The sequence below is a fragment of the Methylobacterium nigriterrae genome (genome assembly GCF_037106235.1).
GTDB lineage: Bacteria > Pseudomonadota > Alphaproteobacteria > Rhizobiales > Beijerinckiaceae > Methylobacterium > Methylobacterium nigriterrae.
Map to the genome: position 1 here is coordinate 1 of NZ_JBAWTG010000264.1, position 3252 is coordinate 3252.

The 3252-nt window shown below is 67.4% G+C and carries 2 protein-coding genes; both read right to left on the reverse strand.

The window, feature by feature from the left end; translation table 11 throughout:
• Positions 1 to 464: 464 nt before the first annotated feature.
• Positions 465 to 1397, reverse strand: a complete 933-nt coding sequence (locus WDW90_RS35795; RefSeq protein ID WP_336492504.1) for a methionyl-tRNA formyltransferase — start codon at positions 1395 to 1397, stop codon at positions 465 to 467.
• 210 nt (positions 1398 to 1607) lie between these two features.
• Complete coding sequence (frc, locus tag WDW90_RS35800; RefSeq protein WP_336492505.1) at positions 1608 to 2885, reverse strand: formyl-CoA transferase; 1278 nt, start codon at positions 2883 to 2885, stop codon at positions 1608 to 1610.
• Between the last annotated feature and the right edge of the window lie 367 nt (positions 2886 to 3252).

Consider the following 3252-nt stretch of genomic DNA (forward strand, 5'->3'; position numbering starts at 1 on the left):
CGCCTCAGCCTCCGACGCCGCCAAAACCGCAACACCCCGCGACACCGGCAGACCAAACTCCCGCAATACCGCCTTCGCCTGATACTCGTGGATGTTCATCGTCCCTCCTCCCGTGCCGAGGGCGCCCGGCGGGCGCATCGGCGTCGTGACTGCCGCGTCTGCCGTTCTGACGACGGCTCTCATTCCGCCACGGCGGACTGTCCCCGTGATATGTCCGCCCGGCCCGTGCCGTACGAGCTGCGTCGACCGGCGCGCAGGCGCATGTCGCGAAGCTCGGCCGCCGGCCGCATCCCGCAATTCCAACAATGACTGACATTCCAGTCAGAATGAAACTGGTATGCCAGATTTCGGTATTGTCAAGCTCCGCCGATGCCGACGCAGGCGCGCGGCCGGCGGCTCGGATGACGGTCTCGACCGGGCTGTGCCGATAACGGCCGGTCTCGTCCGACGCGTTTGCGGTCCGCTCAGGAGCCCAGGATCGTGCCGACGCTGACAGCGCCGCAGCCCGCGAACTCGGCAGCCGAGAGCTTCTTGCCGCCCTCGGCCTTCAGCTTGAAGATCTCGATCTGACCGCCCTGCGCGGTGACACGGATCGACTGCTCGCCGACCTCCGTGACCTCGCCGATCTTGCCCTTCACGGCCCCGATCGTGCGGACGAGATGCTTGCGCGCGTCGAAGATCTGGAGCTTGGCCCCGTTCAGCGTCGTCCAGGCGCCGGGGGCCGGGTTCGCCGCCCGGATGATGTCGTAGATGTGGTCGACGTGGCTCGCCCAGTTGATCTGGGACTCGCGCGCGCGAAACCAGCCCTCGTAGCTCGCCTGTTCCTCGTCCTGCGCGATCTCGACATGCTTGCCGGCGACGACGAGGTCGGCCGCCTCCAGCATCGCGTCGACGCCGAGGGGAAAGAGGCGGTTGAAGTAGACGTCGCCGATCGTGTCGTCGGGGCCGATCGGGCAGGTCTTCTGCAGGATGACCGGCCCTTCATCGAGACCGTCGGTCGGCCGGAAGATCGAGAGCCCCGTCTCGGTATCGCCCTTGGCGATCGGCCAGTTGATCGAGGAAGGACCCCGATACTTCGGCAGCAGGGACGGATGGTACTGGATGGTCCCGTGCTGCGGGATGCTGACGAAGCTCTGCGGCGCGAACTGCAGCACGTAGGCCATGATGCCGATATCGGCGTGGAGCCCGCGCATCGCTTCCTCGGCCTCGGCGCTCTTCAGGCTCGGGAACTGGAAGACCCTGAGCCCCTTGTCGAGCGCCGCCATCCGCAGCACGTCGGGTCTCGCACCCTCCTTCTCGGGGGCGCAGAACACCCCCGCCACCTCATCGCCCCGCGCCAGGAAGGCCTCGAGCACGGCCTTTCCGAAATCCTGCTGACCGATGAAGGCGATGCGCATGGGCACTCCGGGCTGGAACGGACATCCCCTCCGCCTTGCGGGGAGGGGCAGGGGCGCCGCCGCCCCCAAGCGGGTCCTCGATCCTCAACACCTACCCGCAAGGGGCCGGGGCGTCGACAGCGGCGAGATCAGAGCAACTCACGAGACGCCTGACCATCGGGAGCCCTCCCGCTGCGCGCGACGGCGCGGCGGGAGTTCCGTGCGGGGCTCCTACTCCGCCGCGATCTTCTGCACGGCGCCGATGGCGCCGGAGCCGGAGATCTCGACGATCTCTTCGTCCGTGTACTTCAGGACGTCGCGAAGGATCTCGTCGGTGTGCTCTCCGAGGAGCGGCGAGCGCTTCACCTCGGCCGGGCTCGACGACAGCTTGATCGGATTTCCGACCGTCAGGTACTTGCCGCGGGTCGGGTGGTCGACCTCGACGATGGTGCCCGTCCGCCGCAGCGCCTCGTCCTCGGCGATCTCCTTCATCGACAGGATCGGGCCGCAGGGGATGTCGTACTTGTTGAGGATGTCCATCGCCTCGAACTTGGTCTTCGTCATCGTCCAGGCTTCGATGCGCGTGAAGATCTCGTTGAGGTGGGGCAGACGCGCCTTCGGGGTCGCGTAGGCGGGATCGGTCTTCCAGCCGGGCTCGCCGATGATGTCGCAGATCGGCTCCCAGACCGCGGCCTGGGTGATGAAGTACAGGTAGGCGTTCGGGTCGTTCTCGTGGCCCTTGCACTTGAGGATGCGCCCGGGCTGGCCGCCGCCGGAATCGTTGCCGGCGCGTGGGGTCGCCTCGCCGAACGGCACGCCCTCGCCGAACTGGCTGTACTCCTTGAGCGGGCCGTGGCCGAGACGCTGCTGGTCGCGCAGCTTCACCCGGCAGAGGTTGAGCACGCCGTCCTGCATGGCGCAGTCGACCCGCTGGCCGAGGCCCGAATGGGTGCGGTGGTAGAGGGCCGTGACGATGCCGAGCGCCAGGTGGAGGCCCGTGCCGGAATCGCCGATCTGGGCGCCCGTCACCATCGGCAGGCCGTCGCGGAAGCCCGTGGTCGAGGCCGAGCCGCCGGCGCACTGGGCGACGTTCTCGTAGACCTTGCAATCCTCGTAGCGGCCGGGACCGAAGCCCTTGACCGAGGCCAGGATCATGCGCGGATTCGCCTCGTGGATCTTCTCCCAGGTCAGGCCCATGCGGGCGAGCGCGCCGGGCGCGAAGTTTTCGACCAGTACGTCGCATTCCTTCACGAGCCGCCAGAGCACTTCCTTGCCCTTGGGATTCTTGGAATCGAGCGTGATCGAGCGCTTGTTGTGGTTCAGCATCGTGAAATAGAGGCTGTCCACGTCCGGGATGTCCTGGAGCTGCTGACGGGTCGCGTCGCCGGCGCCGGGACGCTCGACCTTGATCACGTCGGCCCCGAACCAGGCCAGTAGCTGGGTGCAGGTCGGGCCGGATTGCACGTGCGTGAAGTCGAGGATCTTCACACCTTCGAGAGCTTTGGTCATGGTCTGTCTCGATCCTGATCGGTTGCACGAAACGCTGGCGCCACGCCCGATCCGAGATCGGGGCGTCGCACGGCGCGTGGGGGTATGGCGCGAAGCCCCCGGTCGGCTCGGAACCCGAGCGGCGACCCGCACGCGTGGTCTGCGGTATACCCTATGACTTATACATCGTCTGAAGCGCGGTACTAGGCGGCACCCGGCCATCGGGCGCCGCATGGATGTTCCGCGACCTCCGGCCCGCTTGCGGCGGACCGGACGCAGTTCGGTCTGTCCGTCAGGCTGCGGGTTTTTTGCGCTGGACGCTGCTCTGGGGGTTGAGGCTGCCGATGTTGCCGCTCTCGGTTCCGGCGGCCGGGTCGATCTCGGCGTT

Excerpts from the sequence above, each read along its gene's own strand:
- WDW90_RS35795 (WP_336492504.1), bottom strand. The coding sequence starts at position 1,397 with ATGCGCATCGCCTTCATCGGTCAGCAGGATTTCGGAAAGGCCGTGCTC.
- frc (WP_336492505.1), bottom strand. The coding sequence starts at position 2,885 with ATGACCAAAGCTCTCGAAGGTGTGAAGATCCTCGACTTCACGCACGTG.